Origin of the sequence: Streptomyces sp. NPDC048248, assembly GCF_043201875.1 — a bacterium.
GTDB lineage: Bacteria > Actinomycetota > Actinomycetes > Streptomycetales > Streptomycetaceae > Streptomyces.
Window position 1 is genome coordinate 317,166 of sequence record NZ_JBICZL010000009.1, and the last position, 26,131, is coordinate 343,296.

General features: G+C 69.9%; 24 protein-coding genes. 12 read left to right on the forward strand and 12 right to left on the reverse strand.

Annotated features, from left to right (window positions below):
* Positions 1–39: 39 nt before the first annotated feature.
* Entirely contained in the window at positions 40–969 is a 930-nt protein-coding gene (locus tag ACGFZW_RS21590) for a 1-phosphofructokinase family hexose kinase (RefSeq protein WP_393894779.1), read from the forward strand.
* Between the two features lie 87 nt (positions 970–1,056).
* Here the strand turns inward: ACGFZW_RS21590 and ACGFZW_RS21595 are convergent, their stop codons facing one another.
* Both ACGFZW_RS21595 and cdgB read right to left on the reverse strand, forming a co-directional pair.
* The gene (locus ACGFZW_RS21595) at positions 1,057–1,971 is read right to left on the reverse strand and encodes a CBM35 domain-containing protein (protein WP_393894780.1); all 915 of its coding nucleotides are present in this window, start codon (positions 1,969–1,971) and stop codon (positions 1,057–1,059) included.
* 362 nt (positions 1,972–2,333) lie between these two features.
* Positions 2,334–4,007: a diguanylate cyclase CdgB gene (gene cdgB / locus ACGFZW_RS21600; RefSeq protein ID WP_393894781.1), complete on the reverse strand. Its 1,674-nt coding sequence runs from the start codon at positions 4,005–4,007 to the stop codon at positions 2,334–2,336.
* 300 nt (positions 4,008–4,307) lie between these two features.
* Here cdgB and ACGFZW_RS21605 point away from each other — a divergent pair, with 300 nt between their 5' ends.
* Positions 4,308–4,922, forward strand: a complete 615-nt coding sequence (locus tag ACGFZW_RS21605; protein ID WP_393894782.1) for a flavin reductase family protein — start codon at positions 4,308–4,310, stop codon at positions 4,920–4,922.
* A 133-nt stretch (positions 4,923–5,055) separates the two neighbouring features.
* On the opposite strand, the gene arfB is transcribed toward ACGFZW_RS21605, so the two are convergent.
* Positions 5,056–5,484 (reverse strand): alternative ribosome rescue aminoacyl-tRNA hydrolase ArfB, encoded by a 429-nt coding sequence (arfB, locus tag ACGFZW_RS21610; protein ID WP_393894783.1) that lies wholly within the window; start codon positions 5,482–5,484, stop codon positions 5,056–5,058.
* Between the two features lie 258 nt (positions 5,485–5,742).
* On the opposite strand from arfB, the gene ACGFZW_RS21615 reads away from it, so the two are divergent.
* Positions 5,743–6,318, forward strand: coding sequence for a TerD family protein (locus tag ACGFZW_RS21615; RefSeq protein WP_393894784.1), 576 nt, complete (start codon positions 5,743–5,745; stop codon positions 6,316–6,318).
* A 105-nt stretch (positions 6,319–6,423) separates the two neighbouring features.
* Here the strand turns inward: ACGFZW_RS21615 and ACGFZW_RS21620 are convergent, their stop codons facing one another.
* Positions 6,424–6,984, reverse strand: a complete 561-nt coding sequence (locus tag ACGFZW_RS21620; protein WP_393894785.1) for a heme-binding protein — start codon at positions 6,982–6,984, stop codon at positions 6,424–6,426.
* Positions 6,985–7,606: 622 nt separating this feature from the next.
* On the opposite strand from ACGFZW_RS21620, the gene ACGFZW_RS21625 reads away from it, so the two are divergent.
* The 3 genes from ACGFZW_RS21625 to ACGFZW_RS21635 all read left to right on the forward strand — a co-directional run bounded on the left by ACGFZW_RS21625 (position 7,607) and on the right by ACGFZW_RS21635 (position 10,086).
* Entirely contained in the window at positions 7,607–8,800 is a 1,194-nt protein-coding gene (locus ACGFZW_RS21625; protein WP_393894912.1) for a histidine kinase, read from the forward strand.
* On the forward strand, positions 8,797–9,498 hold the full coding sequence (locus ACGFZW_RS21630) for a response regulator (protein ID WP_393894786.1): 702 nt from the start codon (positions 8,797–8,799) through the stop codon (positions 9,496–9,498). Before ACGFZW_RS21625 ends, ACGFZW_RS21630 begins: the two co-directional genes overlap by 4 nt.
* Before the next feature lie 90 nt (positions 9,499–9,588).
* Positions 9,589–10,086 (forward strand): hypothetical protein, encoded by a 498-nt coding sequence (locus ACGFZW_RS21635; protein WP_393894787.1) that lies wholly within the window; start codon positions 9,589–9,591, stop codon positions 10,084–10,086.
* Positions 10,087–10,194: 108 nt separating this feature from the next.
* Here the strand turns inward: ACGFZW_RS21635 and ACGFZW_RS21640 are convergent, their stop codons facing one another.
* Positions 10,195–10,839, reverse strand: a complete 645-nt coding sequence (locus ACGFZW_RS21640; RefSeq protein WP_393894913.1) for a pentapeptide repeat-containing protein — start codon at positions 10,837–10,839, stop codon at positions 10,195–10,197.
* Positions 10,840–11,212: 373 nt separating this feature from the next.
* Here ACGFZW_RS21640 and ACGFZW_RS21645 point away from each other — a divergent pair, with 373 nt between their 5' ends.
* Positions 11,213–12,385, forward strand: coding sequence for an FAD-dependent oxidoreductase (locus ACGFZW_RS21645; protein WP_393894788.1), 1,173 nt, complete (start codon positions 11,213–11,215; stop codon positions 12,383–12,385).
* Positions 12,386–12,499: 114 nt separating this feature from the next.
* On the opposite strand, the gene ACGFZW_RS21650 is transcribed toward ACGFZW_RS21645, so the two are convergent.
* From ACGFZW_RS21650 to ACGFZW_RS21670, 5 genes are all read right to left on the reverse strand, one after another.
* Positions 12,500–13,603 carry an aminopeptidase P family protein gene (locus ACGFZW_RS21650; protein WP_393894914.1) on the reverse strand — a complete coding sequence of 368 codons (1,104 nt, stop codon included), beginning with the start codon at positions 13,601–13,603 and terminating at the stop codon, positions 12,500–12,502.
* Positions 13,604–13,840: 237 nt separating this feature from the next.
* Entirely contained in the window at positions 13,841–14,029 is a 189-nt protein-coding gene (locus tag ACGFZW_RS21655) for a hypothetical protein (protein WP_393894789.1), read from the reverse strand.
* A 111-nt stretch (positions 14,030–14,140) separates the two neighbouring features.
* Entirely contained in the window at positions 14,141–14,878 is a 738-nt protein-coding gene (locus ACGFZW_RS21660) for a sigma-70 family RNA polymerase sigma factor (RefSeq protein WP_393894790.1), read from the reverse strand.
* A 238-nt stretch (positions 14,879–15,116) separates the two neighbouring features.
* On the reverse strand, positions 15,117–15,956 hold the full coding sequence (locus tag ACGFZW_RS21665; protein ID WP_393894791.1) for a hypothetical protein: 840 nt from the start codon (positions 15,954–15,956) through the stop codon (positions 15,117–15,119).
* 175 nt (positions 15,957–16,131) lie between these two features.
* Complete coding sequence (locus tag ACGFZW_RS21670) at positions 16,132–16,806, reverse strand: sigma-70 family RNA polymerase sigma factor (RefSeq protein WP_393894792.1); 675 nt, start codon at positions 16,804–16,806, stop codon at positions 16,132–16,134.
* Positions 16,807–16,855: 49 nt separating this feature from the next.
* On the opposite strand from ACGFZW_RS21670, the gene ACGFZW_RS21675 reads away from it, so the two are divergent.
* Positions 16,856–17,122: a zf-HC2 domain-containing protein gene (locus ACGFZW_RS21675; RefSeq protein ID WP_393894793.1), complete on the forward strand. Its 267-nt coding sequence runs from the start codon at positions 16,856–16,858 to the stop codon at positions 17,120–17,122.
* A 266-nt stretch (positions 17,123–17,388) separates the two neighbouring features.
* On the opposite strand, the gene ACGFZW_RS21680 is transcribed toward ACGFZW_RS21675, so the two are convergent.
* The gene (locus ACGFZW_RS21680) at positions 17,389–17,946 is read right to left on the reverse strand and encodes a PE-PGRS family protein (protein ID WP_393894794.1); all 558 of its coding nucleotides are present in this window, start codon (positions 17,944–17,946) and stop codon (positions 17,389–17,391) included.
* 283 nt (positions 17,947–18,229) lie between these two features.
* On the opposite strand from ACGFZW_RS21680, the gene ACGFZW_RS21685 reads away from it, so the two are divergent.
* The 4 genes from ACGFZW_RS21685 (at position 18,230) to ACGFZW_RS21700 (ending at position 24,043) form a co-directional block, all read left to right on the forward strand.
* The gene (locus tag ACGFZW_RS21685; protein ID WP_393894795.1) at positions 18,230–19,756 is read left to right on the forward strand and encodes a PepSY-associated TM helix domain-containing protein; all 1,527 of its coding nucleotides are present in this window, start codon (positions 18,230–18,232) and stop codon (positions 19,754–19,756) included.
* A gap of 752 nt (positions 19,757–20,508) precedes the next feature.
* The gene (locus tag ACGFZW_RS21690) at positions 20,509–21,624 is read left to right on the forward strand and encodes an ABC-three component system protein (RefSeq protein ID WP_393894796.1); all 1,116 of its coding nucleotides are present in this window, start codon (positions 20,509–20,511) and stop codon (positions 21,622–21,624) included.
* Positions 21,625–21,731: 107 nt separating this feature from the next.
* Positions 21,732–22,214 (forward strand): ABC-three component system middle component 2, encoded by a 483-nt coding sequence (locus ACGFZW_RS21695; RefSeq protein ID WP_393894797.1) that lies wholly within the window; start codon positions 21,732–21,734, stop codon positions 22,212–22,214.
* Positions 22,211–24,043: a hypothetical protein gene (locus tag ACGFZW_RS21700; protein WP_393894798.1), complete on the forward strand. Its 1,833-nt coding sequence runs from the start codon at positions 22,211–22,213 to the stop codon at positions 24,041–24,043. The genes ACGFZW_RS21695 and ACGFZW_RS21700 overlap by 4 nt, the downstream gene beginning before the upstream one ends.
* 481 nt (positions 24,044–24,524) lie before the next feature.
* Here the strand turns inward: ACGFZW_RS21700 and ACGFZW_RS21705 are convergent, their stop codons facing one another.
* Positions 24,525–26,015, reverse strand: coding sequence for a hypothetical protein (locus tag ACGFZW_RS21705; protein ID WP_393894799.1), 1,491 nt, complete (start codon positions 26,013–26,015; stop codon positions 24,525–24,527).
* Positions 26,016–26,131: the final 116 nt, after the last annotated feature.

Consider the following 26,131-nt stretch of genomic DNA (forward strand, 5'->3'; position numbering starts at 1 on the left):
ACCGGTAAGCCGTCCGAGCACGGCGCGGGAGGGGGAACCATGATCCTCACGGTCACGCTGAACGCCGCCCTGGACATCACCTATCGCGTCCCCGGGCTCCGACCGCACACCACCAATCGGGTCACCGAGGTCACCGAACGGCCCGGGGGCAAGGGCCTGAACGTCGCCCGGGTACTGGCCGCGCTCGGCCACCGCACCATCGCCACCGGCTTCGCCGGCGGCGGCACCGGCGACGCACTGCGCGCCCTGCTCACCCAGGAGAGCGACGTCACCGACGCCCTGGTCCCGGTGGGCGGCGCCACCCGCCGCACCGTCGCCGTCGTCGACGCGGCCTCCGGCGACACCACCCAGCTCAACGAACCGGGCCCGGTCGTCACCCCCGCCGAATGGGACACCTTCCTCGGCACCTACCGCGAACTGCTGGGCGACGCGCAGGCGGTGGCGCTGTGCGGCAGCCTCCCGCCGGGCGTCCCGGTCGATGTCTATGCCCGTCTCACCCGTGCCGCCCGCGGCGCCGGGGTGCCGGTCCTGCTGGACACCAGCGGCGAACCGCTGCGGCGCGGCCTCGCCGCCCGCCCCGACCTCGCCAAGCCCAACGCAGACGAACTCGCCGCCCTCACCGGCAGCACCGAACCGCTGCGCGCCGCCCGCGACGCCCGTCGACGCGGCGCCCACGCGGTGGCCGCGTCCCTGGGCCCCGACGGCATGCTCGTCGTCACGGCCGACGGCGCCTGGCAGGCCGCCCCGCCGCGCCGCATCGCCGGCAACCCGACCGGCGCAGGCGATTCGGCCGTGGCCGGTCTGCTGTCCGGGCTGGTCGAGGGGCTTGCCTGGCCGGAGCGCCTGACCCGCGCGGTGGCCCTTTCGGCCGCGACCGTACGGGCTCCGGCGGCAGGGGAGTTCGACACGGCGACCTACGAAGAGCTGCTGTCCCACGTCGCGGTGACGGAGCATCCGACGGCGGCGTGATCGTTCCCGGGCCGAAATGAGCGGCCCCCGACGCGAGCCGCGCCGGGGGGGGAGGGGCGGGCGCCCGCTGTCAGCGGACGCCGGGGCCTACTTGTCGGCCAGCCACACCTTGTCGAGGTTCACATCGCACTGGTTGCCGCTCTCGCAGGACAGCTTGATGCTGTTCGTGCCCTTGTTGAGCTGCACGTACGACCAGGTCTTGGTCCAGCCCTTGTCCCAGGCGCCCTCGTCGGCGCCGGCGAAGTTCTTCATGTTCACCGGACGGGCCGAGGCCGTGCCGTTCACGCCCAGTGTGAGGTTCGCGTCCTTGCCCGGGACGCCGTAGCCGACCCAGAGCTTGTACTGGCCGGCCTTGTCGACATCCACCGTCCACGTGGCCGAGGCGCCGGGGGCGTTCATCCCGGCGACGTAGGCGCCGCTGGACGAGCGCGCGCCCGGGACGTCCTTCGCGGTGCTCGCACCGCCGTCGAGCCGCAGTCCACCCGCGTCGATCTTGGGGAGTTCCCCCGCGCTGGGCTTGCTGGTGGGCTCCTTGCTGGGGGCCACCGACTCGCCGGCCGACGGACCGGCGCCGCCCGCGTTGTCGTCCGCGCTGTCCTTGCCGTTGGTGAGCATCGCGACGCCGATGCCTATGCAGACCACCGCGACCACCGCGACGGCACCGATCAGCAGGCCGTTGCGGTTGCGGCGGGGCTCCTGGCCGGCGCCGTACGCCGGGCCGGACCCGTTGCGCGCGCGGTCACCGCCGGGCAGCGTCTCCGGCGCGGCGTAGTGGGCGTTCTGCTGCCCGTACGCCTGCTGCGGAGCCTGCTGGGGGGCGCCGTACTGCCGCTGGCCGACCGCACGCACCTGGTTGTAGGACGTACGTGGAACTCCCGGCTGCCGCGCCGCCGCGCCGTCGCCCGACGGGCCCGCGCCACCCTCGCCGCCTTCCGAGCGGTAGAGATAGGCGAACGGGTCGTCGTTCTCCGGCGTGTCCGCGCCGTTGTTGCCGGCCGTCATTCCGTGTCACTCCCAAGCGATCTGTACGCGTGTGTACGCGTTCGCACGTAGATGCGCGAACTGTCTCTTTCGGGCCCCCGGCGGCACCGCGCCGCATCGGCGCAGCCTACCCCTTTCGGGCATTGCCACGCCGGGCCCGGACAGCCACAAGATCGCTACAAATCGATGAACGGGTGGTGCGGGGGTGCGGTGCGCGACGCGCGCGGCGAGCTGATGAGCTGGGACGACAGGCGCGCGGAAAGGGGTGCGGCGGGTCGCACCTTACGGCACCTCGGCGGGCGAACCGCAGCACCTGGTGGTGACCGGAGTCTCAGGCCGACGGGGCTCGGCCGGGCATCCGCGGCCGGGAGCGGGCCGGGGCCTCAGCCCGCCCGCCGGTTCGCCTTGGAACGGGACCGCTTCTCGACGTACATCCGCTGGTCAGCCGACGCGAGAACCTCCTCGGCGGTCATCCCGCAGCTCGCCCAGCCGATGCCGAAGCTGGCGCCGACGCGGACCGCCCGGCCGTCCACCCGGATCGGCGGAATGATCGCGTTCCGCAGGCGGACGGCGAGGTCCTGGGCGTCGGCGGTGCCCAGCCCGTCCGCGAGCACCACGAATTCGTCGCCGCCGAGCCGGGCGACCGTATCGCCGTCACGGACGCCGCTGGTCAGCCGGCGCGCGACCTCGATCAGCACCGCGTCACCGGTGTGGTGCCCGAACCTGTCGTTGATCGACTTGAAGCCGTCGAGGTCGCAGAAGAGCACCGCGAGCCCCTTGGACCCGTCGTCCGCGGCGCCGTCCGGGGGCGCGACGGTGTGCACATGGTGGTCGTACGGGGTCGGGCCCTTGCCCTCGAACCCGTCGACCCCCTCGAACGGCTCCTTGCCGTCCGCCCCGAAGCCGTGCGGGTCCCGCGGGTCCGCGAAGACGGTCGCCGAGGCGGCGTAGGAGTCGGCCAGCGAACTGGGCGGACGGGAGCACAACCGGGCACCGAGCCTGGAGCGCAGCTCCGCGCTGTTCGGCAGGCCGGTCAGCGAGTCATGGCTGGCACGGTGCGCGAGCTGCAGTTCATGCCGCTTGCGCTCCTCGATGTCCTCGACGTGGGTGAGCAGAAAACGCGGCCCGTCCGTGGTGTCGGCGACGACGGAGTTCCGCAGCGAGACCCAGACGTAGGTGCCGTCGCGGCGGGCCAGCCGCAGCTCGGCGCGGCCGCCCTCCGCGGAGGTGCGCAGCAGCGTGCCGATGTCCTCGGGGTGCACCAGGTCGGAGAAGGAGTACCGGCGCATCGCGGAGGCCGGGCGGCCCAGCAGCCGGCACAGCGCGTCGTTGGTGCGCAGCAGCCGGCCGTGCTGGTCGCCGCCCATCTCGGCGACCGCCATCCCGCTCGGCGCGTACTCGAAGGCCTGGCGGAAGCTTTCCTCACTGGCGCGCAGGGCCTGCTGATCGCGCTCCAGCCGGACCAGCGCACGCTGCATGTTCGCCCGCAGCCGGGCGTTGCTGATCGCGATCGCGGCCTGGAAGGCGTACATCTGCAGCGCCTCCTGGCCCCAGGGACCGGGGCGCCGGCCGTTGCGCGGCCGGTCGACGGAGATCACGCCGAGCAGCTCGCCACCGCCGTTGGCCGCCGCGTACATCGGCGCGAACAGGCGATCCATGGGGTGCCACTCGTCGGGGAAGCGGGGCGCGGGGCCCGCGGTGTGCCACTGCGGGACGTCGTCGTCGTCCAGCACCCAGCCCTCGGTGTGCGGAATGAAGCAGAGGTCGCCCCACCGCTCCCCCATGGCCAGCCGGCGCTCCCAGGAGGACCTGGAACCGACCCGCCCGGCCATCAACGCCTCGGCGCCCGCGCTGCCGGCCACCGCCGCCACGACGAGGTCGCCGTCGGGACGGACGAGATTGACCGCGGCCAGCTCATAGCCCAGCCCGGCGATCGCGCCGTCGGCGACTGTCTGCAACGTGTCCGCAAGGCTGCGTGCGGTGTTCAGCTCGGCGACCACTTGGTGCAGCTGCCGCAGGGTCGCAAGACGGACGTATGGCTCCGACTCGGTCTCCATCGCTCGCTCTCCCTGAGACCTCGACAGCAACTCCACGATTCTTGGTCGTCCGATTCCACGCTCACTGAATCACAGTGAGCTGTTCACTCGGTACACAGGGTCAACAATTAGCGCCGGCTGTGACTCAAGTCACAAGAGATGGGGAGTGGTTGGTGCTCCACCAGGGAACCTGGGTGGGAGCGCTCCTACACTTCCTGAACGCAAATCCGCCCTTGCGTACCCCTCAGTCGACAGACCTAGGACACACGTGGTCCCCGGGCCCGATGCGCGCAGTGGGGGGACGAAGTTAGCGTGCATGGCGTGTTCACGAAAACCGCCGCCGCAGACCGGCCCACCACCGCCGACCCCGCCGCCGCACCCACGGTCACACCCACGTCCGTGCCGGGCGGCCCGTCGATCCCGCATTCTGTGGGGGTGAGTGACGAGGAGTTCCGCGCCGCCCTGTCCCGACTCGCCGCCGGGGTCGTACTGATCACCGCGCATGACCCGGACGACGGGCCGCGCGGCGAGGACGTCGGCATGACCGCGACGGCTTTTTTGTCCGTATCGCTCGAACCGCCGTTGGTGATGGTGAGCGTTCGCAACGACTCCCGCATGGACGACCTCCTGGAGCAACAGCCGCTCTGGGCGGTTTCGGTGCTGTCGGCAGGCCAAAGCCACATTGCCGGACGTTTCGCGATGAAGAACCGCATCAGCGACCGGCTGCTCTTCGAGGGCATTGCGCACGAACGCGGCGAAGCGGCCGGAGCGCTGCTGATCGGCGGCGCCCTCGCCACCTTGGAATGCCGCACGGAACAGCGGGTCGTCGCCGGCGATCACACCCTCGTCATCGGCCGCGTCCTGACGGCCTCGGCCCTGGCGGACGACGACGGGCCGCTGACGTACTTCCGGGGGAAGTACCGACGGTTGGGCTGAGGCGGGCTCCCGGCTCCCGGCTCCCGGCTCCCGGCTCCCGGCTCCCGGCTCCCGCGCAGGATCGGCGTGGGAGCGGGGACGGCGGCCGGGGTGGCGACCGAAGCGATGGCGCCCGGGCGCCGGGACGGGTTGCTCAGGTCCAGTCGCGGCCGGAGCGTCCGCGCTTGGTGTCGCCGCGCTGCTTCTTCTCCCGCAGCCGTCGTTCGTTGATGCCGCGCGGAATGCGGGACTTGCGGCGCGGCTTGGGCGGGGGCGCGGTGGCCTGCGCCAGCAGCGCCGCCAGCCGGACGGCCGCGGTCTCGCGGTTGCGCCATTGGGAGCGGTGGTCGGAGGCCCGTACGGACAGCACGCCGTCGACCAGCCGGCCGTCCAGCCGCTCCAGGGCGCGCTCCTTCCACACAGGAGGCAGCGCCTGCGTCCTGCCGAGATCGAAGCGCAGTTCGACCTGGCTGTCGCTGGTGTTGACGTGCTGGCCGCCCGGACCTGAGGACCGCGAGAAACGCCATACGAGCTCGGCCTCTGGAAGGACGACCGAACCACGGATGACATAGGGCCCGGACATGCGTCCCATGATCCCGCCTTCGCGGGCGTCCCGTCACCCACTTTTCCCCGGGCACACCGCTGGGTAGGAGCGGAACCGCCGGTGGGGTGACCGGATGAGGCGGCCAACCTGAGGATTTCGCGGGACTCGGCATCAGGATTCGGCAAAGAAAGTAAAGGCAGCTGGAACCTCGTGGTCCCCTGACGGCGTTGAGGTGGATGACGGTAGCTTCGTCCGCAGTACGGAGCCCGACGAATTCGACGAGGAAAGGGCATCCCCATGGCTGTAAGCCTGTCCAAGGGCGGCAACGTCTCGCTCACCAAGGAGGCACCGGGCCTGACCGCCGTCACGGTCGGCCTCGGCTGGGACGTCCGGACCACCACCGGCACGGACTTCGACCTCGACGCGAGCGCCATCGCGGTCAACCCGAGCGGCAAGGTCTACTCCGACCAGCACTTCGTCTTCTTCAACAACAAGGCGACGCCGGACCAGTCCATCGAGCACACCGGCGACAACGTCACCGGCCAGGGCGAGGGCGACGACGAGCAGATCAAGGTCAACCTGGCGGGCCTGCCGGCCGACGTCGAGAAGATCGTCTTCCCGGTCTCCATCTACGACGCCGAGAACCGCAGCCAGAACTTCGGCCAGGTGCGGAACGCCTTCATCCGTATCGTCAACCAGGCCGGCGGCACCGAGATCGCCCGCTACGACCTCAGCGAGGACGCGGCGACCGAGACCGCCATGGTCTTCGGCGAGCTCTACCGCAACGGCGCCGAGTGGAAGTTCCGCGCCGTCGGCCAGGGCTACGCCTCCGGCCTCGTCGGCATCGCCCAGGACTTCGGCGTCAACGTCTGACGACACCCTGTTCCGTCGCGTTCAGCGCAGCCGAGGGCCGGCTCCCCATGGGGAGCCGGCCCTCGGCGCTTCGTACCCGGCAAGGGGCGGGACGATCGCGACGGGTTACTTCCCGAGCGCCTTCGCGCCCGCCTGGGCGAACTGCTCGTCGGCGGCACCACTCGGGGCGCCGGCCACACCGATGCCCGCGATCGGCGCACCCTGGGCCTGCACGGGGGCGCCGCCCGCCAGGAAGAGGGTGCCGGGGATGTCCTTGAGCGTGGGCGCCTGGTCGAGGCGCTTGACCAGCTCGGAGGTCGGGGCGTTCCAGGCGACGGCGGTGTAGGCCTTCTTGCTCGCCGACTCGAACGACTGCGGGCCGGCGCCGTCGCCACGCAGCTGCACGAGCGTGTTGCCGTCGCGGTCCACCACGGCGACCGAGACCTTCTGGCCCGCCTTCTCCGCGGCGTCCAGCGCGGCCTGCGCGCCCTTGGTGGCGGCGTCGATGGTGAGGTGCGTGGACCGGGTCAGGTTCTTGTCTCCGGCGTCGGCGGTGGCCGCGGCCGGCTGGGAGGCGGCCGGCGACGGTGCGGCCGTCGCGGAGACGGCGCCGAAGGTGCCCGCGCCCGCCAGGGCGACAGCGGCGGCACCGGTGACGACACGGGCGCGGAGGGAAAGCTTCTTCATGATCTCGGGCTCCTTGAGGTGACGCGGGGGGCGGGGTCGTGGGCTGAGGACGACGGCGAGGGATCGGACACGCCGGTTCCGGCCTGCCGAGTCGGACCTGCCGTGTCGGCCCACATCCATCCTCGGAGCGGGGTGGGGCCACTCGGGTCGACTTACCGGCTGGGGTGGCCGTGCATGATGGTGGATACGGGTGTCAGCCGATCGGTTGATGCGGGACGCTCCCCGGCCGGGTTACGACTACGGGGTAACGACCACCGGGCAAGGACCACCCAGGGCCACGGCCGCGCCAACGGTCATCGGCATTGCCACGGCCACGGCTATCGCCTTGGCTCCTGGTGCCCGAGCACCCCGCGGTCGGTACTCCCGAGGGCGGCGCTCGCACGGACCGGCGGGTCCGGCCGTACCAGCCGCTCCGGCGGGTTCCGGCGGCGTCCCCGGGTGACGATCACGGCAGCGCCCGGGCAAGGAGACCCACGTGCACACACCGCAGCAGCGCCCCTCCCCCTCCCCGGCGGAGGTTCTCCGTGACGCCGAACGACGCAGCGGCCGGGCCACCGTACGCAGCGACGACCGCTACGCCGGTCAGGACCCCCCTCCGGACGCGCGCCTCCTGGGGCCGGTCATGCACGTGGCGTTCTTCCTGCTGCTCGGAGCCTCGCTCGCCCGTTTCCTGATCCGGCACCCCGGCGAGCCACGCACCCCGTGGATCATCGTGCTCAGCCTCGCCCTCGCCCTGCTCTACGTCCTCGGGCCGGCGCTCGGGCCCCGTACGCACGACGAGCGGCGGCCCACCCCACGCAGGCTGATCTGGCTGGGCGCGGTCGTCGCGATCTGGGTCGTCCTGGTCCTCCTGGCGCCGAGTTTCGCCTGGTGCGCTGTGCCGCTCTTCTATACGGGCCTGCGCACCTTGCCCGCCGGCGCCGCGTCGCTGCTCGTCGGGGTGCTGACCGCGTTCGTGGTCGCCGCCCAACTACGGCTGTCGACCGGCTTCGACCCGAATCTGCTGCTTGCCCCGCCGGCGATCGCCGCGCTCGCCACCGCCGTCTTCGTCCACATGGAGCGGCAGGCCGCGCGCCAGCGTGCGCTGATCGACGACCTGATCCGGACGCGGCGCGAACTGGCCGCCACGGAACGGCGCGAAGGCACCCTCGCCGAGCGCCAGCGGCTGTCCATGGAGATCCACGACACGCTCGCCCAGGGCCTGTCCAGCCAGCAGATGCTGCTGCAGGCCGCCGACCGCACGTGGGACACGTCCCCGGAGACCGCTCGCGGCCACGTCCGTACGGCCACTGACATCACCGCCCGCAACCTCGCCGAAGCCCGCCGCTTCGTCCACGACCTCGCCCCCGCGGACCTCGCCGACGGCACGCCCCTGCCCGATGCCCTCCGCCAACTGGCCGCCCGGGCAAGCCGGTCGACGCCTGACGCCACGGGAGCGCTCGCCGTGCGTTTCCACCTCGACGGCACGCCCACGCCGTTGCCCGACCGGGTGCAGTCGGCACTGTTGCGCGTCGCCCAAGGAGCCCTGGCGAACGTCGATGAACACGCCTTCGCGAGCTCCGTCGCCCTGACCCTCAGCTACCTCGGCGACCAGGTCGTCCTGGACGTCGCCGACGACGGCCACGGCTTCGACCCCGCAGACGCGTCCGGCCGCGCCGGCCCGGAGCGACCCGCCGATCCCGCACCGGATCGAGGCCACGGTCTGCCCGCCATGCGGGCCCGGGTGCGGCAGCTCGGCGGCACCCTCACCATCGAGTCGGCACCCGGCGAAGGCACCGTCCTGTCCGCCGCAGTCCCCCTGGAGCCCACCCCATGAGCACCTCTCGCACCCCGTGGCCCGTGCCGACGTCACCGCCCCCGCCGGTCCGCGTCGTGCTCTGCGACGACCACGCCGTCGTACGCGCCGGGCTGCTCGCCCTGCTCAGCAGCGCGCCCGGCATCGAGGTCGTCGGGGAGGCCGGCAACGGCGAGGAGGCCGTGGCGATGGCCGCCAAGCTCCGACCCGATGTCGTGCTGATGGATCTGCAACTCGGCCCCGGCATCGACGGCATCGAGGCGACCCGCCGCATCACCGCTCCGCGGACAGCCCCCTCCGCGGGTTCTCCTGCCGCTCCCTCGGCCCCCCACGTCCTCGTCCTGACCACCTACGACACCGACGCCGACATCACCCGCGCCATCGAGGCCGGCGCCACCGGATACCTCCTCAAGGCCGAGCGCCCGGACGAACTCTTCTCCGCCATCCACGCCGCGGCACAGGGCCGCAGCGCCCTTTCCGAGCCGGTCGCCCACCGTGTCCTTGCCCGGATGCGCAGCCCACGCCCCACCCTCACCGACCGGGAACGCGACATCCTCGGCCAGCTCGCGCGGGGGCTGGGCAATCGGGAGATCGCCCGCGCGCTGTTCATCAGCGAGGCGACGGTCAAGACGCACCTCGGCCGCATCTACGACAAGCTCGGGGTGGACACCCGCTCGGGCGCGGTCTCCGTGGCCAAGGAGCAGCGCCTGCTGCCCTGACCGGAGCCGCGGCCGGGCCACGATCCGTGGGCACTCCCCCGCGTCCGACGCGGGCGAGGTCCCGTCCCACCGGCGTGACACCATCAAGAGGTGATCGACCTCGGCTACTCCCTCTCCCGGCGCTTTCCGGATCCCTCGCACATGGATTACCGGACCGCCGATGTGCGCACGCTGCGTCACGACCTCTTCTGCGGCGACGTCTACATCGCCGACACCAAGTCGGACCGCGAGCTGTCCACGGCATGGGGATGGGTTCCGGTCCTGGACTTCGCCTGGGCGCTGTGCGACATCGTCGAGCAGCTCGACACCGACCCGCGTGGCAACCGCTCCGCCCGCTCGATCCACGCCGAGCTGGACTTCACGGAATCCAGTGACCGGATGCTCTTCGAGCGCCGCTTCGGGTGGGTGGACGTCGAAGCCGACTGGATGCCGACCGACGAGCCCCCGCTCACCTTCAACCACTCGGCACTCCGCCGGGAGGCGCGCGACTTCCTGCACGACCTGATCGCCGACCTCACCGATATGCACGACGGCCTCGGCGACAACCCGATCATCTGGAACCTCCAGGCCCGCTTCCCCCGTATCTGACGACGTCCCCCTGACCTGGACGACGTCTCCCCCCGGCTGGCCCGTCACTCCCGAGGACGCCCGATCAGCCCCGGCCGCGCCCCGCCCGCCGTCGCCCCCACGGCCCCCTCACTCCACCCGGACTCCTATCTGCGCCGCGAACGCCGGCGCCAGATCGAGCAGTTGGGCAGGGCTGATCACCGCGCCCGACAGTCGGTCGATCCCGCGCGCGATGTCCACCGCGGCGGCACCCCGCAGATCCACGTCCTTCATCCGCACGTCCGTGAAATCCACCCGAGCAAGAGTGCAGTCGTCGAACGTCACCCGCTGCAGCTCCGCGCCCGCGAAGTCCGCCTCGACCAGGACGCACCCCTCGAAGACCACATCCCGCAGCTTGGCCTTGCGCAGATTGGGGAAGTCGATCTTCCCGCCGCGCACCACGACCCGCTCCAGCACCGCGCCGTGCAGCTGCGTCCCCCCGAGTCTGGCGTCCGTCAGCTCCACATCGCGCAGTGACGCCTCGGACAGGTCCGTCCCGACGCCGCGCACACAGCTGAGCACGCTGTCGATGATCCTGGCCCGGCTCAGCACCGTCTCGTCCAGCGCGCACCGGCGCACCGCGCAGTCCATGAAGCGGGCGCCGCGCGCCGCCTGACCCGCCCAGTCGGCCTCCGCGAACTCCAGGCCGTCGTAGTCCCCTTCGGGCTCCAGGTCGCCACCGTCGTGCTGTTGCAGCTCAGGCAACCGCACCTCGGCCCGCCGCACCGCGCGCACCGTCTCCTTGCCGCGTCCCGCCACGCGATCACCGCCTTCCCGCCACTCGCGTCCCGCCCTCGGCACACCAGCACTGCGCCAGGACGTGCCAAGGACCCGATCGACGGACCGCGCATCGGCCCGGTCCGCTTCTGCCCACCCATCGTGGACCACACCACTGACAACGCCGCGGACACGACCGCGAGCACGATCCCCCGCCACCCGCACGACCTGCGAAAACACCGGATCCGCGAAGCGCGCGACAGCCTGTGTCACATCCGACCCCCAGCCATCCGTCCAAGTCCACGACCGCACCCGCAACCCCGCCATCGACCACCGGCCGCCCCACACGCCCGACGAGGGCCGACGACGGCCGACCCACGAAGGAGCCCCCATGCCCCAGCAGATCACCGTGATCGGAGGCGGCTTCGCGGGCCTGACCGCGGCCATCTCGGCCGCGGAGGCCGGCGCCACCGTCACCCTCCACGAGGGACACCGGACCCTCGGCGGCCGCGCGCGCACCGCCGACGCGCCGTACCGCACCAACGAGGGCCCGCACGCCCTCTACAACGGCGGCCCGCACTGGTCCTGGCTCAAGCGGCGTGGCCTGCTCAAGCCGCTGGCCGCACCACCGCTGCGGGACCTCGCCGGGCTGCGCTTCTGCCACCACGGCAGCCTGCACCGGCTGCCGCCGCGCGGCCTCCTGAAGCTGCGCGGACGCAAGAACGCCCCCGTGGACCAGGACTTCTTCAGCTGGGCGAGCGGCCAGGTCGGCGAGTCGGCCGCGCGCGCGGCGGCGAACTACGTGGGCGTAGCGACCTTCCACCACGACCCCGGCCTCCTCTCCGCCGCGTTCGTGCAGGAACGGCTCCGCCGCACCACCAGCCTGCCGCCCGAGGCCCACTATCTCCGCGGTGGCTGGGGCGCACTGATCGCGCGGATGGCCGGCCACGCGCGCGGCCTCGGCGTACGCATCGAGACCGGCTCCCATGTCGACTCACTTCCGGAGGAGAATCCGGTCATCGTCGCCACGCACCTCGACGCCGCCCGCACCCTCCTGAAGGATGACGGCCTCCACTGGGACGGCGCACGGACGGTGCTGCTCGACATCGCCGTGCGGACCAGGCGCGGCGATCCGTTCGCGCTCTCGGGACTGGACTTCCCCGGCTGGATCGAGCGGTTCACCTCCCAGGACCCGGGCCTGGCCCCACGCGGCGAGCAGCTCCTCCAGGGCCAGATCGGCATCGCCCCGGACGAGCGGCGTGCCGACGGTGTCGCACGCGCCGAACGCCTCCTGGACGCGGGCTTCCCCGGGTGGCGCGAACGCACCACCTGGCGCCGCGAGTCGCTGGCCACCGGTCGTACGGGGGCGGTCGATCCGCCGGGCACCACGTGGTGCGACCGCCCGGCCGTGGACCGCGGATACGGCGTCTACCTGGCGGGCGATCAGGTCGCGGCCCCCGGAGTCCTGAGCGAGGTGTCGTTCAGCAGTGCCATCGAGGCGGTCTCGCTCGCCCTGGGAGCCGGCACGGCCCATCTCACCGGGGTTGACCTCAACCAGACGTGAGGCGGTGGAGTGGTGGGCACGGTCACCCGGAACGTCACCTCCTAGGAGGTACGCGGTTTCCTCCGAGCCGCGAGGTGACCCCCCGCCGCGATCGGGCGCTCACCCCGCCGGGCCCTACCCCACCACCGCCATCTCCCGCGCCGTGTCGTTCAGCCGGCGTCCGCCCGTCTGCGTACACGTCACGATGTCCTCGATCCGCACCCCGAACCGCCCCGGAAGATAGATCCCCGGTTCGATCGAGAAGCACATTCCCGGAACCAGCGGCAGATGCTCCCCCTCGACCATGTACGGCGGCTCGTGGGTGGTCACCCCGATGCCGTGCCCGGTCCGGTGGATGAAGTACTCGCCGTATCCGGCCGCCTTGATCACCTTCCTGGCCACCCGGTCGATCTCCTGACACGCCACCCCGGGCCGTACCGCCTCGAACGCCGCCTGCTGCGCCTCCCGCACGATGTCGTGCACCTTGCGCTCCTCGGCATTCGGCTCCCCGACATGCACGGTCCGCGTCGTGTCCGACCCGTAGCCGTCCTTCAGGCCGCCGAAGTCGAGCACCACCATGTCCCCGTCCTCGATCACCCGCTCCCCCGCCTCGTGGTGCGGGTCGGCGCCATTGGGCCCGGACCCCACCACCGTGAAGTCCACCTGGCTGTGCCCGTGCTCGGTCAGCAGCCGCGCGAGATCCATCGCCACCTCGCGCTCCCGGCGGCCCCCGAACGGAAAGCCCAGGATCTTCTCGTACGTGGCGTCCGCCGCCGCACCGGCCGCCGCGAGACGCTCCACTTCATGGGCGTCCTTGACGGCGCGCAGCATCGGCAGAACCTCGGTCAGGGCGCCGTACGCGCTCCCCGGCAGCGAGCGCTGAAGACCCAGCAGGTGCATCGCCCAGGTCGAGTCCGACACCCCGTAACGGCTGTCGCCGTCCATCCACTTGGCGACCTCCGCGTACGGGTTCGCACCGTCGCGCCACCCGGAGATCCGCATCGCCTTGGCGCCATCGGACCGCTTCGCGTCGGTCAGCTCCAGCGCGGGAACCAGCAACCGCGGCCGCTGCCCGGGCTGGAGGACCAGCGCGGTCAGCCGCTCGGTGGCGGCCGGCGGCCGGTAGCCGCACAGCCACTCCAGGTCCGGCCCAGGGGTCACGACGAGTCCGGCCAGCCCGGCATTGGCGGCCGCCTGCCCCGCTCGCTCCATGCGTCGCTCGTAGTCCTCGTGCGTCATCGAAGTCACCATGCCGGCGAATTTACGCCGCCGACAGCCCCGCCGTCCGTGCGGGAACGGGCGCGTCCCGGCCCTCTTCCCGGCGCCCGCGCGCACCTCTGTGAGGCACACATGCCGACGGCACATTCCACAGCGACGCGCCCTCGGCGAAGCCCCTGGAAGGTCCCGCCATCACCAGCCGGCTCACCCGCACTGCCCGCTCGACTCCGACCCACAGGGCACGCCCCGGCACGGCGGTCAGCGCTTCAGGGACCTGTACCGCTTGAGGAGAGCCGTGATCTTCACGTGGTCGGCGGCACCGTTCAGCTCCACGAGGAGATCATCAGGACACAGTTCGTAGTGGTCGCCCCACCAACGGCGCCCCTTGTTGTCCCAGATGCGATATCCGCCCGGAACCCCTCTGGCCACATACCGTCTTCGGCTCATGCCATGCCCCCCGGCGCCCGACGCAACCAACTCGCCTCCGCGCCGACCCGGTTGCAGCCGCGATCAAGCGAGCAGTAGGGCGCTTGCCTTGCGAGAAGAGTACGTCTCCGGTCAGCCGAATCCGTGGCCGGAGGACTCGTTCAATCCCGCGGTGGAACGAGCACCGTGCGGGGTCAACTCCACCCGCACCGCGCTCGTTCCACTCGACCGGACTCGCTGGGCGGCCACGCCACGGGAGGCGGTGGCTGCGCGCTCCGCGGTCTCCAGCCAGGTGATGAGGTCCGCGCGTGCGCGGGCGACGCGCGAGCGCACCGTACCGATAGGACAGCCCACCACCGCTGCGGCATCCGCGTACGGCAGGCCGACCAACTGCGTGAGCACGAACGCTTCACGGCGCTCGCAGTCCAGCGCCTCGAGCAACTCGCCCATCGCCAGTCCCTCGTCGAACCCCGGCAACTCGCGTGGCTGGGTGTGCTCGGCCACGGTTTGCCAGTCCCCGACATCGGTGATGCGCGGGCGGGCGGCGGCCGCCCGGTAGCGGTCGATGACCACCCGGCGGGCGATGGACAGCAACCAGGTGCGTGCCGACGAGCGGGCGGCGAACCCCGGCAGGCCGGTGAGGGCCCGCAGGAACGTCTCCTGGGTCAGGTCATCGGCTCCGTTGAGGTCGTTGCTCAGGTGCGCCACGAACCGCCACACGTCTTGGTGAGTGGCGCGGACGAAGCGGTCGACGGCGTCGGGGTCTCCGTCTCGCGCCGCCAGGGCGAAGGCGGTCACGCGCTCGTCGTCCGCGGTGGACCGCGCGCCACGGGTCGTCGCGGGTAGGACAGCGGGTAGGACAGGAGTCATCGCAAAGGGTCTCTCGGTGACGTGCGGGGCTGTGCCATGGCGCGGCACGGCTCCGCCGGCGAGCGGTGCTCTGCGTCCACCGGCCCGGGGGCCGGGGGTCCGGGAGAGCACCACATGGTCAGGGGCCGGGCGTGCGGGAGCGCGGGAGGCCGCTCAGGACGGCCGCGCGGGCACACCGGTACGCCACCCGTCGGCGCGGCAACGCTCCCTACGACCGGAGCTCACCGGCGACGCGTGGTCAGCCGCACATCGAGAGCGCGGGTGGGCCCCTTCGTGAGAGGACGTGCGGGAACAGCACGCCGCGCAGGCGCACCGCGGTCGGGCTGGTCACCGGCGCGGCAGGCGGCGTACGACCGGCCCACCGCAGCGTCGTCAGCACCAGGAGCAAGGGGGTGAACAGCGATGCCGCCAGGCTGCGTCCGAGCCGGAATCCCGCCGCCTCGCCGCGCCACAGCCACAGTCCGCACAACACCGCAGCCAGTGCGTGGGCCAGCCACATTCCCATGGAGCTGTGGCCCGCATGCGGCATCGGCAGGTGATCCATGGCGCCGGACACGGCCGCCATGTGATCCATGTGGCCAGCGGGAGCCATGTGCCCCGTATGAGCCATCTGCCCAGCGTGAGCCGTGTGTTCCATGCCGTGCATGCCGCCCGCGGACGCCGGGGGAGGCATGTGCGCACTCGCAGGTCCGAGTCCGGCGTGGTGCAGCAGCCGGATCACTGCCTCCTGCGAGGCGGACGTGGGAGCGGCTCCTGACGTCCCGCACAGGAACTGTGCCGTCCACCCGGCCGCGGACGATGCGGGACCTGCCTGCCCAACGGGAGGGGTCTGCGCCAGGCTGAACAGGGAGTGCAGACCGAGCTGCGCGATGACGGTGGAACCGATGATGACCAGCGGACCGCGTTCCCGTCCGGCCAGCCACCACGCCGCCCCGCTCGTCGCGCAGAGGGCCGCGGCGAGGGCCCACCAGGGCAGGGGCGCCGCGGACATCAACGCGTGTCCCAGGGCCGCTGTCGCCACGCAGACGGCCGCGAAGATCGCGGCGCGTGCGGCGCGTGCGGCGGGCCCGGTGGTCATGCGGGACATCGTGCCATTCGGTTCAAGAGCCCTGGCCGGGTGGGTCGGCGGGCCGGCAGGGGCAGGGCCGCGGCATCCGCGCGGTGCCGGACACCCGCACGCGTCACGACGTGTACGGGTGTCCGGCAGGGTCACGGCGCCTCGCTCCCCTACGGAGTCACGCCAGGGACCGGAGTCACGCCAGGGACGCGGACGTCCTCAACTCCCGCCCCAAGGCCCCCGCCGGGATCACGTGTTCGTGCCCGTTCCCGCTCCCGTGCTCGCGCCCGTTCTCCGCAGCGTCCCCGCACGCCGGATCACCGTCAGCGGCGTCGAGCAGCGCGACAAGCGTCTCCCGGGCCCGGGCGACTCGGGAGCGGACCGTGCCGACAGGACAGCCGACGACGGCGGCCGCCTCCGCATACGGCAGTCCGATCAGCTGGGTGAGCACGAACGCCTCCCGCCGGGACGGTGCCAGGGCGGAGAGCAGATCGGCCAGGGCTACCCCCTCGTCGAATCCCGGACCGCTCTCACGCTGTACCTGCTCCGCCACGACCTGCCAGTCGGCGAGCCCGGCGACCCGCGGCCGCGCCTTGTTCGCACGGATCCGGTCGGCGACCGTGCGCCGTGCGATGGCCAGCAGCCAGGTACGGGCCGAGGACCGGCCTTCGAATCCGGGCAGGCTGCGCAGGGCACGCAGGTAGGTGTCCTGCACCAGGTCGTCCGCGGCCTGGGCATCACGGCTCAAATGCGTCACGTAGCGCAGCACATGACGCCGGGTGCCCCGCACGAACTTCTCGACGGCCTCCTCGTCGCCCGTTCGGGCTGCCAGCGCCCACCGGGTCACCAGCGCGTCCTCGGCCTCACGCATGTGCGGCCTCCCCTCGCCGGTCACCGTGCGGCTCGGTGAGAATGGGCCGATGCACTGCTCCGTTTCCCGCACCGCGCTCTCCGCGCGCCTCGACGGCGAGTGCCTGCCGGAGGGCGTCACCGACCAGGCGGTCCGCGAGCACCTCGCGGGGTGCGTCGAATGCAGCCGCTGGGACCGCAAGGCCCGACGGCTGCGCTCCCTCTTTCAGGACGTGGCGCAGCCTGAAAGCGAACCCACCGGCGCTCTGCTGGAACGGCTGAGGCGCGCGGGCCGCACCGAAAGGCCCTCGACCGATACGGGTCGGCCTGACGCTTGATCCGCGGCCCTCGGTCGGCGCAGGGGTGTGCGGCGTGGTGGCTCGGGTGTGCGACGTGGCGGCTCGGGTCTGCGACGTGGCGGCTCGGGTGGATGGAACGAGATCGACCGTGGGCACCTGGGATGCCAACGTCCGGACAGGCGTCATCATCTGGAGTCCTTCGCGTGATCCGGTCGCCGTGACTACGGACGGACCGGCGGGGCCGGGTCCGGGCACCGTCGCCGCGACTGCCACGTCACGACGGCCGCACCCGGTATCAGCTGATGTCAGCGGACAGCCGGAGCCCGCGGAGGACCACGCAGCGACACCACATACGCCAGCAGCCACTCACGCATGACCCTGCGCGGCCGCTGCTCCGGCACCCGGGCAGCGTGCCGAACTGCCGGAAGTACGGGGCGCCGCACCGTCAGAAGCCGCCGGAAGAGGAACAGGGACACGGTCCGTACGACCCGGAAGACCGCCTGTTCCCCGCCCCACATCCACCAGGCGCTCACCGCCGCGACCAGCACATGCGCCGCGATCATCGAGTGCCCGTCGCCCTGCATGCCCTCATGCGGCGACTCGGGCATGCCGTGCATCGGGGTACGAACGGGGCCGCCGCCGTATGCCATCTGGCCGAGAGCGAACGCCGTGTGCAACAGCGCCTGGGTGCCGGCGGTCAGCAACCCCACCACGACCGCCCCGCGCTCACGCCCGGCGAAGCACCACGCGCCGGCGGCAGCCCCCGCGACGGCCGCGACCACGACGTGCCACGGCAGTGGCGAACCGGACGACCGCACGTGTCCAAGAGCCGTGAGCAGCACACAGACGGTGGCGAACACCACGGCCCGTAAGCCCCTGAGAACGCATCCGGATTCCATGTCGGGGCCAGCTTGCACCCCGCTCGCTCCCTCCGACCCCGGAGTGCGGAAGGTGCTCAATCCTTGAGCGAATTCGTCGAGCCGCCGTGGCGCGGGTACCGCATGGCGACGCGAGCCCCGTCACGATGACCACGCAGCCGCCTTCGCGTGACGTGGAACACACCGCACGCGGGGAACTCGTACGCCCAACTCGCCGACGACTGAGGTGATGGCTGGGTGGTGCCGGCCCACGCCGCGGAGGAGAAGGATGTCGAGCAACAGCGAGTCGGCCGGGATCGCCCAGGACGACACAGCGGATCCCGCCCCGGACGGCGTAGCGGATCGCGCACGGGACAGCGCCCCGGAGAGAGCAACGGACGCCACAGAAGCGGACCCCTCTCGCCCTCGCGCGCCCCAACCCACCAGTCCCTCACCGAGAGGGTGGCCGGCACTGCGCCCACTGCTGCTCCGCCTGCACTTCTACGCGGGCATCCTCATCGCGCCGTTCCTCCTCATCGCCGCCGTGACCGGCCTGCTGTACGCGGGTTCCTTCCAGGCGGAGAAGATCGTCTACGCACACGAGCTGCGCGTCCCCGTGGGCGACCACCGGCTGCCGTTGACCGAGCAGGTCGCCGCGGCACGCTCCGCGCACCCCGAGGGCACGGTCAACGCCGTCCGTCCCGGTGCCGAACCGGATGCCACCACCCGCGTACTGCTCGATGTACCCGGCCTGGAGGAGAGCCACCGGCTGGCGGTGTTCGTCGACCCCTACACCGGCACGGTGCGCGGCGCCCTGGACAGCTACGGCAGCTCCGGCGCGCTGCCCCTGCGCACCTGGATCGACCAGCTGCACGGCAGCCTCCTGCTCGGGGACGCCGGACGGATCTACAGCGAACTCGCCGCCAGCTGGCTGTGGGTGGTGACGGCCGGCGGAGTCGCCCTGTGGATCGGCCGCCGCCGCACGGCCAACCGCCTGCGACGGACGCTGCTGCCCGAGCAGGCCGCGACCGGCCGCCGGCGAACCATGTCCTGGCACGGCGCGGTCGGCATCTGGGCCGCCCTGGGCTTCTTCTTCCTCTCCGCAACCGGCCTGACGTGGTCGCAGTACGCCGGACAGAACGTCACCGACCTGCGGGCAGCGCTGTCCTGGGAGACCCCGGCCGTGTCCGGCGAGGCATCGGCACATCACCAGGGAGCCACAGACCACGGCGCCCACTCGATGCCCAAGGCGGACGTCGGAGTCGACCGAGCGCTGAAGGCGGCCCGTGGCGAAGGGCTCTCCGACCCGGTCGAGATCACGTACCCGGCGAATCCCGGCGCCGCCTATACGGTGAAGCAGATCCGCAATACGTGGCCCGAGAAGCAGGACGCGGTGGCCGTCGACGCCACCACGGGCTCCGTGACGGACGTGGTGCGTTTCCAGGACTGGCCACTGGCCGCCAAGTTGAGCCGCTGGGGAATCGACGCCCACATGGGCCTGCTGTTCGGCCTCACCAACCAGATCGCCCTGGCCATCCTGATGATCGCGCTGATCTGCGTGATCATCTGGGGCTACCGGATGTGGTGGCTACGCCGCCCCACCCGCACCGACCGCCGAGGCGTGGGCCGGCCCCCTGCCCGAGGAGCATGGCGCCGCATCCCACTGCACATACTCGCGCCCTCGCTCCTCCTCGCAGCGGCGATCTGCTACTTCCTCCCCCTGCTGGGCATCCCCCTGCTCACCTTCCTGGCCGCAGACATCGCCCTGGCAACCCTCCACCGCCGCCGCACCCAACGAGCCACCACGACCACATGACCCCGCCGGGGAGCCAATCAAGGAAACAGCCGGGCCCACCCCGACACACACGACACACAAACCCGACAAAAAACACCGCAGCACCCACGGCCACACCGCGAGCCGACCGACCCAACGCCGCCGGCTCCCCACAACACACCCCACAAACAATCGGCCCCGGACAAGAAGCCCGGGGCCGAACGAAACGCCCCCACGAAAGAAACCGCAGGTCACAGCGTCCCTGAAAAGAGCCCCCTGTCGGATTCGAACCGACGACCTTCGCTTTACAAGTTCGTACGCGCCCCTCCTGGAGAGAGGGGCGCGGTGCCCCGTACGGCATGCGATGTGCGCGGACGGGTCGTCAGAGTCATTGACGTGCGTCCCCGTTGCCGTCACCTTCTGCCGTCAAGCCGAGCAAACGGCAAGAACCTGCCGGGCCCCTGGTCGGCCGACCAGGGAAGCCGCTCATTGAGCGACTGCAGCCCGGTTCGATTTCCGTGTTGCGGCAGGGCGCGGGCGGACGAGATTCACTCATCCGGCCACCGAAGTGGTGGCCCCGCTCTCTGGTCATGCGCTAAAGCCCTCCGAGGAAGGGCAACGGCGGGATGTGCGCTACGGCAGACCCCTCAAGCCGTCCGCCGAGCAGCTGAAGGTCGCTCCGTATCGCTACCCTTCGCCGAAGGAAGCCTGCCGAGACGCATTCCGTCGCGGGCGGGCCGGATGGTATGACTACGTAGGGTTGATCTAGCGTTACGTCACGCTGTGGGGGGGATATGGCTGAGGCGGGGGAAGCGGCTGGCGAGGAGAACGGGCCGGTCTTCGAGGGCATCCCCGTACCGAGCTCGCCCTCCCTTGTCCTGCTGGCTCCGGCTATGCAGGGCGCCCCGCTGCTCAACGCGAAGCAGTACCTGTACACCTACTCGGATGAGCAGTGGGAAGACTTCACTGTCGAGTGGGTCCGCGCACTGGGACACCCGTACGTACTGGTGACGCGCATGGGTGGGGCCGGAGACCGGGGTGCGGACGTCGCTGCCTGCCTGACTCGGCAGGGCACGGCCGGTGAGTGGCATTGTTATCAGTGCAAGCACTACGAAGACCCGCTCCGGCCGGCGGATGCATGGCCGGAGATGGTCAAGATCTTCGTTGCGAAGGTACTCAGGGTGTACGAGCTGCCGACCCGCTATGTCTTCGTGGCGCCGAAGATCGGCTCCTATCTGACCCGCTACCTGGCCAATCCGGCGACGCTGAAGGAAGAGTTCTTCAAGGCCTGGAACAAGGCGGACTCCAAGCTCGGCTCGGACCTGGATGCGGGCATCCGTACGGCGGTCGAGGTGCTCGCCCACGCAACAGACTTCTCGATGTTCGAGGCCCGGGACATCGACTGGATCGTTGAGCTGCATAGCACCACGCCGCATCATGCCCGGCGCTTCCCGACACCGCTCCGACCCCGCCCGGCAGTCGAGCGGCCTCCGTCCGAACCACACGCGGACGAGGCGGTCTACGTCCAGAAACTCCTGGCGGCCTACAACGAGAAATACGGCCTCCAGCTGCAGACGCTCCAAGAGGCTCGAGATCATGCTCGGACGCAGCAGCACCTGGCACGCCAGCGGGAAGCCTTTTACAGCGCCGAGTCGCTGCGTGTATTCGCCCGTGAGAGCGTCCCGGTCGAGACGTACGAGGCGGTCGAGACCGACCTATTCGAGGCCGTGATCCAGGCCGAGGAGCGCGAGTACGACCTCGGCTACGAGCGGCTGACGGCAGTACTGGACGCAGCCGTGAACCATCAGCCGAACCCCGGCAACATCCTTGCCCCGGTCATCACCGTCCGCGACCGCAAGGGCCTGTGCCACCACCTTGCCAACGACAAAAAGCTGACCTGGCGCAAATAGGAGTCGCGATGAATCCTCGCCGCCGTCAACGAGGTCCCTGGCCCGACGGGTTTCTGCCGCCGTCAGGCGAACAACCGCCTGGTGAGGGACGGCGAAGAGCAACCGCCGTGAATCCTCTCAATAGCCCGCTTGAAGTCGGTATCCGTGCCCTCGTCCTGCTGGCCGAGACCTTCCCGCGACGGCTAGATGTTGCGCAGCTCGTCTACCTCGATCACGCCATGCTCCACAGCGGCCATCTCGACGGCGGGCCGGCCAGTCTCCACCCGGAACTACCTGTCGGGCCGGGCGAGTTGGGCATGCGGCGACGTCTCATCGAACAGGGGCTCGTCGTGCTGTTGCGTGCGGGTCTCGCCGACATGACCGCGACCGAGGACGGCTTCCTCTACGGCGCGACAGACGAAGCCGCCAGCTTCCTCGAAGTCCTCGAAGCCCCTTACCTCGGCCAGCTCCAGGAACGCGCGGAGTGGCTGACCTCGGCGTACACGCATGAAGGAACGGACGTCCGCGACGGCATGAAGCAGATCACCCAGGACTGGACCGACCACACCCGTGCCGGCGCCCCCAACCATGGGGAGGACGAGATCCAGTGACTGCCCTGACCCTGCTTCACCTCACCTTCGTCGGCCCCGGCAAAGCGCCAGCCTCTGTGGAATTCGGGTCGCACCTGACCGTCATCTACGGTGCCTCGGACACAGGCAAGTCCTTCATCGTCGAAGGCATCGACTACATGCTCGGCGCGAGCAAACTCAAAGAGATCCAGGAGGCCGACGGCTACACCCGCATCCTGCTCGGCCTCCGTCTGGCCGACGGCCAGACCGTCACCCTGTCCCGCACCCTCGACGACAACAAGGTCGACATTCACAGTGGCGACATTCGTGCACTCACCACCGCGCCCCCGGATAAGACCCTCAGGGTCAGGCACAGCGCGAATAGCGAGAACAATCTCTCCCGCTATCTGCTCATGCTCATCGGCGCCGACGGCCGCAGCCTCCTGAAAAACCAACGTGGCGACCGGATTTCCCTCAGCTTCCGCCATCTGGCCCACCTCTGCCTCATCAGCGAGACACAGATGGCCGCTCCCCGCTCACCCGTCCTCACCAGCGGGCAAAACACCAGCACCACCGCCGAGAAGTCGGCCTTCAAGTACCTGCTGACCGGTGCAGATGAACCGGAGGGGCCGCAGGGTGCGAGCGACGTCGACAAGAAGGTCGGCAAGGGAAAGATTGACATCCTCGACCAGGTCATCGCAGACACCCGGGACATCCTCACCATCGAGGCAAACGAAGCCGAGCTGCGGGAACAACTCGGCCGTCTCGAAACCGCACTGGCTAGCGCATCCGCAGCTGCTGGAGACCTGACTGCCAGGCGGTCGGCACTCGTGGGACGCATGCGCGCTCTGGACGCTCAGACCACCGACAACCGCACCCGCGCCGGTGAAGTCCGCTCCCTGCTAGCCCGCTTCGACCTGCTGCGTGAGCAGTATGAGTCAGACCTTGCCCGCCTGCAGATGGTTGCCGAAGCCGGCACTCTTCTCGGATACTTCCGAACAGGAACGTGTGTGTTCTGCGGCGCCACCCCCGAACATCAGCAGGCTGGTCACCACCTTCACGAGACCACACAGCTTCAGGCCGCCGTCGTTGCGGAGACACGCAAGACCGCCGAACTCCATACCGATCTACTCACCACGATCGAGGATCTCGAAGGCCAGCTGACGGGCCTCGACAGCGAACACGCCGCCAGCCAGGACCAAGAAGAGGGCATGCGTCGCGACCTGACGCATCTCGACGAACGCCTGACCCCCCTGAACGCCGACAGCCAAGAACTCCTGGCCACCCGCTCCCGGATCCATGCGGACCTCGCCGCCCACGCCCAGATCCAGCGGCTCGAGGACATGAAGGCCAACCTGGAGTCGAGCACGCCAGAAGAACCGCCGCTGGCCCGCCCAGACGGCATCCCCTCAGCCGACCTTGCGGAGTTCGAACGCATGGTCCAGCAGATTCTGCGGTCCTGGAAGGTGCCTGGCGACAATTGCGTCGCGTATAACCAGACCACAGCAGAGATCACCGTCGACGGCCGCCCCCGGCACAGCCGCGGCAAAGGGATGCGCTCGGTCATCCACGCCGCGTTCTCCACCGCGCTTGCTAGATACACAGCCGCCCACGACCTGCCGCACCCCGGCTTCGTCGTCCTCGACTCACCGGTCCTCACCTATCGGGAGCCACACGAGCAGGACGTTCAGCTCACACACAACGTCGTCGAGCACTTCTATGAGGGTCTACTCAGCGACGTACCGGGCCAGGTCGTCGTGGTGGAGAACGGCGACCCGCCCAGTGACTTGGGCGATTACGCCGCGGTGTACGCCTTCAGCACGGAGGGATCGGAGCGTTCCGGATTCTTCCCAGCACAGACCGAAAACTGAGCGCTCGGCGTAGCAGGTCAGAGGCTGGACGCTCCACGTTGCATAGCCACTGGGCATTGGCACGGGCCGACCGGCGGCCCCCGCACGTCAACGAGCCAACTGTCCCGTCTCGTTGGGCACCCCGCCGTCTGGGGTCCTTAACCAAGCCTCCCACCGTCCTTGAGCGCACGCCGTATCGCCAAATGAAGTGGCGTCTAAGGCCAATCGAGAGCGCAGGCCCACGGGCCGGCCACGCGAGCTGGCCCAACTCCTGGCACTCATCCACCGCACCTCAGTCGCGTCCGCGTTCAAATGCAGGCTGCATCGCCACAGTCAGCGAGCGAGCGCCCGTACCAGCTTGCGGTAGGCGACGGCTACAGGTCGGATCAGGTGCTGACCTATCCATGCCTGGTAGGCCTGTGAGCGGTTTTTTTCCTGGCGTTTACAGGCCTCAGGTCGCTGAAGCGGCGCTCACAGCGACGACTAATTGCTTACCTGCGAGTCAATCAAAAATGTTCAGTAGAGGCCCACTTGACCTGTAGTCCGATCGGTAGCGAGAAAGTGGAAACGGGATCGACGGCGCCACTTCGCCAAGGAACCTACGACGCGGCTCGGCGACGTGCGCATCGAACACTTGACGTGAGAGCAATGCGTCGTCGAGCAAATTGGCCACCCCATACTTTCCACCGAAGCGTCCCGACTGGCGTTGACAGTGTGCACTCTGCACTAGCCAAGCAGCGAGAACTCTTCTCGTAATCGACTTGAGAGTTAGAAGGTCCGAGGCCCTTTCCCTATCCCCGTGAACGTAGGCCGATCGGGCTGAATAACCGGCTGATACAACGTCTCTTACCCGCAGTCGGTCGCTATCATCCTGCCCTACCAATACGGACGCCCGCTGTTGCACCTTTCTGCTCAAATCAACACGCCCCCCACTCCCCCCGGCAAGGAGGCATTCCAGTGCGGCTGTCAGCCTGAAGGCCGTTTCACTAGAGTGCAAGGTGGGCACCGAAGAGCTGCCGAGGACGTGACACTTCACGAACATGAAGTGATCAGCAGCACGCGCGAGCTGCTCTTTAGAGCGCGGATCAAGAAAATCGATTAGCCGCTGGGCCGCCCGGCAGAACGCAGCAACATCCTTAAGCATCGCCTCAGGAATTACCAGCGCCCGATTCCCGATGCCGGCTTCTGATGCGTAGCCCCAGCGAAATACCTCAGAAGGAGTGCCCCACCCCGGGTACTGCGCCGCAGAACCCCTGCCAGGTTCCACACAGTAGCGAGGCCCGGCAAGTACGGGAGGATCCAAGGCCATGTTTAGCGTTAGTAGCGGCCAGACCAGCACTCTTGGCTCATCATCGTCGGTGGGCACCGGGAATTCGTTAAGCGGGCGCCGCAACAACCCGTAGCCAAACACGGAGTGGTAGGTTTCCGGCGAGTTCAGGTCTCCCGACATTCCAGGCGCCCCGTTGATGGGCAAGGTCTGGTCCCGCCCATAGTCGAACCCGGCAATTTGCCATCCGCCAATATCAGCGGATTCGGAGTCTTCTGGCGTGATATTCACGCCTACGTATTCCCAGTCAGGAATCTGCGGCCCACATGCACAACCGACAGCCCTTTCTACGCATTCCAGAATGCTCGCACTTTCCATATCGCGGCGCAGACCCAATGCGACCTTCGCAAGTCGATTTCTATCCCCGGCGCCATCCTTAGGGCTGTTGACAAAAGCAGGTCTAAGGGATGACCTCTCCCAATAGTCCCCCTCAGTGATGGCTGCAGCAATTAAAGAATCACCGTCGGGTAGCTCTTCGTCGAGGAGTGCAGTTAGTGCGCGACTGCGTGCAATCTTTTTGTCGAAGAAGGTGCTTCGCCGTCTCTTCTTCCCGCCTGCACCCGCGTCTCCGAGACTCATGATCTCGGACTCGGCCATCTCTTCGAAGCGAGCGATCGCCCGGGCCAGCCCTCTTACGATCGCTTCGCGCGCAGGCCTCCTGGTCATCCCCTCACACTAGACAGCCCGCTCTCCGGACGCTCGCGGTTTCCCTACCGGAAGCTCCCGCCAGGGCCTGCTGTGGCTGACGAAGCCGCGTGAGTCAGGTCTTCTTAACCGCGGGC